The 3,579-nt window shown below is 64.0% G+C and carries 3 protein-coding genes and 1 pseudogene; all 4 read left to right on the top strand.

All coding sequences use genetic code 11. The annotated features are described in order from the left end of the window. Positions 1-238: 238 nt before the first annotated feature. Complete coding sequence (metC, locus tag IRZ12_RS16570) at positions 239-1,441, top strand: cystathionine beta-lyase (RefSeq protein WP_296470870.1); 1,203 nt, start codon at positions 239-241, stop codon at positions 1,439-1,441. A 54-nt stretch (positions 1,442-1,495) separates the two neighbouring features. Further along, on the top strand, positions 1,496-2,431 hold the full coding sequence (locus IRZ12_RS16565; RefSeq protein WP_296470866.1) for a 4-hydroxy-tetrahydrodipicolinate synthase: 936 nt from the start codon (positions 1,496-1,498) through the stop codon (positions 2,429-2,431). 19 nt (positions 2,432-2,450) lie between these two features. Beyond that, the gene (locus IRZ12_RS16560; RefSeq protein WP_296470863.1) at positions 2,451-3,230 is read left to right on the top strand and encodes an SDR family oxidoreductase; all 780 of its coding nucleotides are present in this window, start codon (positions 2,451-2,453) and stop codon (positions 3,228-3,230) included. A 185-nt stretch (positions 3,231-3,415) separates the two neighbouring features. Continuing rightward, positions 3,416-3,579 (top strand): annotated as a pseudogene (locus IRZ12_RS16555) (tripartite tricarboxylate transporter substrate binding protein); the annotation flags it as partial.

Below are 3,579 nucleotides of genomic sequence, written 5' to 3'. Positions count from 1 at the left end.
CTCCTGCAGGATAGAAAGGATATTTCTATCTTTTTTGTCCATTGGAAATTCACAACCATTCTAGATCCTGGTAGAGAAATAATTTTCTCTTTTTTCGGGGAAACCAGCTAGATTAAGAAAAAAATTTAATGCCCTTCGCACCTACACTTTTTATGCTGGCGCGGCGACGAGCCGCGCTGCGACGAGGCGGAGCGCCAAGCCGTCCTCCGCCCATTTGCAAACAAGGACAGCAGCAGCAATGAACGAAAAGACCAAACTGGTCACAGCAGGCAGACACCCCGAGCGTTTCGCCGGACTCGTCAACACCCCCATCTTCCGTGGCTCGACGATCCTGCACGGATCGATGGCCGAGTGGGAAGACAAGAAAAAGCGGCGCGCGGCCGACGAACCCGGCGCCACGACCTACGGCCGCTTCGGCACGCCGACGCACCACGCGCTAGAAGAGGCCGTAGCCGAACTGGAAGGAGGGTACCGCTCGCAGGTCTTCCCGTCGGGGCTTGCCGCCTGCACGACGGCGCTGATGTCCCTGCTGTCCGCCGGCGATCATGTACTGCTGACCGACAGCGCCTATTCGCCCACCCGCGGCTTCCTGACGCGCGTGCTGGGCCGTTTCGGCGTCGAGACCACGATTTACGACCCCACCGCCGGGGCCGGGATCGAGGCCCAGATGCGCCCGAATACGCGCGTGGTGTATGTGGAGTCCCCAGGCTCCGAGACCTTCGAAGTACAGGACATCCCCGCCATCGCGGCCGTCGCCCACCGCCATGGCGCCAAAGTGGTCATGGACAATACCTGGGGCACCCCCCTGTTCTTCAAGCCCTTCGAACACGGCGTGGACGTCTCGATCCAGGCTGCGACCAAGTACATCGTGGGCCACTCCGACGCGATGCTGGGCATCGTGACTTGCACGCAGGAAACCTGGCCCCTGGTCAAGCGCACGACGCAGGACCTCGGCCAGACGGCGGGCCCGGACGACGTCTATCTTGCGCTGCGGGGGCTACGCACCATGAGCGTGCGCCTCGCCCAGCACTGGAAATCCGGGGTCGAGGTCGCCTCGTGGCTGGAAACGCGCCCGGAAGTCGAAAAGGTGCTGCACCCCGCCCTGCCGAGCCATCCCGGCCACGCGCTGTGGAAACGCGATTTCAAGGGCGCGAGCGGCCTGTTCGCCATGGTGCTCAGGCCGGCGTCGCCCGCTGCGGTGGAAGCATTCATCGACAGCCTGCAGTTGTTCGGGATCGGCGTCTCCTGGGGCGGCTATGAAAGCCTGATCATTCCGTTCAACCCGTCGGGCGACCGCACGACGGCCAAGTGGCCCTACGCCGGCCAGGCCCTGCGGTTGCACATCGGCCTCGAAGACCCGGCAGACCTGATCGCCGACCTGGAACGGGGATTTGCGGAAATGGCCGCGGTCGAATCGGTTGCGATGCGCAAGCGGGCCTGACGGCCCGCAACCCGCGGGGTATCATGTAACAGTTATTGAATCGGTGGAATTGCCATGGCCAAGATGAAAATCGAAGGGTCGTTCGTCGCCCTCATCACTCCTTTCAACAAAGACGGCAGCGTCGATTTCGAAGGATTCCGCACGCTGCTGAAGTTCCATGAAGACAACGGCACGGCCGCCGTCCTGATCATGGGCTCGACGGGCGAGGTGTCGATGCTGTCGCAGCAAGAGCGCCAGCAAATCATCGTCGAGACCGCCAAGATGAAGACCGGGAAGATGAAGTTCTTCTACGGCTGCACCGGCAACAATACGGCCACGACCATCGACTACCTGCGCTTTGCGCACGCCAACGGCGCCGACGGCGCGATCCTGGCGGCGCCTGCCTATATCTGCGGCTCCGAGTCCGACATCGAGGACTATTTCCTGGAAGTGGCCGACGCCACCGACCTGCCCCTGGGCATCTACAACAACCCGCCGCGGGTGAAGACCGACCTGCACTGGGACAACCTGCTGCGCATCTTCAAACACCCCAACTACGTCGTGCACAAGGAATCGACCACCCGCGTGGGGCAGGTCGCGCAAGTGCTGCGTGCGCGCCCCGACGTCTCGGTGATGTGCTGCGACTCGCCCAACCTGGGGCTGGTCGTGCCCACGATGAGCCTGGGCGGACACGGCACGGCCAACATGACCGGCAACATCGCACCGGCCGAGATCGCCGTGATCTCCACCCCCTGGAAGACCCCGGACGTTTCGGTGACCTTCCGCGACATGTACCTGCACATGCTGCCCATGCTGCACTTCTCCTACTCCGCGATCAACCCGGTCGCGATCAAGTCGCTGATGAAGGCCGTCGGCCTGCCCGCCGGCGCCCTGCGCAAGCCGCTCAAGGCGCTGGCGCCCGAAGCGCTGCAAAAGGGCCTGCGCATCGTCCGCGAACTCGAGCTGGACAAGAAGTACGGCTGGAGCTCACCCGAGCTGAAGTCGGCCTAAGCCTCACGGGAAACGGTTCATGGACCTCGGCATCCAAGGCAAGAAGGCGCTGGTGTTCGGCGGAAGCCGCGGCATGGGGCGCGCCTGCGCGCTCCAGCTGGCCAAGGAAGGCGTCCACGTCACCATCGCCGCGCGCACGCTCGCCACGCTCGAACAAGCTGCGGCCGAGATCTCGGCGCAGACCGGCAACCCGGTCACGTTCGCGGTGGCCGACATCACCACCGAGGCAGGCCGCGACGCGGCACTAGCGGCCTGCCCCGCGCCTGACATCCTGGTGAACAATGCCGACGGTCCGGCGCCCGGCGACTTCCGCAAGTGGTCGCGCGACGACTGGATCCAGGCGCTGGACTCGATGATGCTGGGGCCGATCGAAATGATCCGGCGCACCGTCGACGGCATGATCGAGCGCAAGTTCGGCCGCATCGTGAACATCGTTTCGCGCAGCGTGAAAACGCCGCAGGTCGAGTTGGGGCTTTCCAACGGCGCCCGCTCCGGGCTGGTGGGTTTCGTCGCCGGGCTGGCGCGCCAGACGGTGCGCCACAACGTCACGATCAACAACCTGCTGCCGGGTGTATTCGCCACCGACGCCCAGCGTCGTCACATCGAGGGCATGCTCGCCGATACCGGCAAGACCTTCGAAGAGCTGTGGGAAGAACGAGGGCGCAACAATCCTGCCGGACGCTACGGCCGCGCCGAAGAGCTGGGTGCGTTGTGCGCCTTCGTCTGCTCGGCGCATGCCGGCTACATCACGGGGCAGAGCATCCTGATCGACGGCGGCGGGTATCCCGGGACGTATTGACCTGTCCGGGAACGCGCGCGAGCCTCGCTCCGTGCCAGGTCAACGCCGAAAGGCAGGGCTGGCGACCGCCGGGTTTGCCCGCGGGAGAAGCACGTTGAGCTTACACCCTGAAACAAGCATTTTCTAATAACTCAAAAATCTAAGAAAAACGGAGACAATTTGCTTTTCGCAATATGGGGAACAACATGAACCGCTTTACCCGCCGTAGTTTTCTGAACACCGCCCTCGCGGCCGCCGGGCTCGCAGGCGCCGCCACGTTCGCCGCTCCCGCCCTGGCCCAAGGGGACTATCCCAACCGCCCGATCACTATCGTCGTCCCCCACGCCCCCGGCGGCGCGGTCGACAGCAC

The sequence above is a fragment of the Pigmentiphaga sp. genome (assembly GCF_019689535.1).
GTDB lineage: Bacteria > Pseudomonadota > Gammaproteobacteria > Burkholderiales > Burkholderiaceae_B > Pigmentiphaga.
This window is presented reverse-complemented; position numbering and strand designations above follow the sequence as displayed.

Excerpts from the sequence above, each read along its gene's own strand:
- metC (WP_296470870.1), top strand. The coding sequence starts at position 239 with ATGAACGAAAAGACCAAACTGGTCACAGCAGGCAGACACCCCGAGCGT.
- IRZ12_RS16560 (WP_296470863.1), top strand. The coding sequence starts at position 2,451 with ATGGACCTCGGCATCCAAGGCAAGAAGGCGCTGGTGTTCGGCGGAAGC.
- IRZ12_RS16565 (WP_296470866.1), top strand. The coding sequence starts at position 1,496 with ATGGCCAAGATGAAAATCGAAGGGTCGTTCGTCGCCCTCATCACTCCT.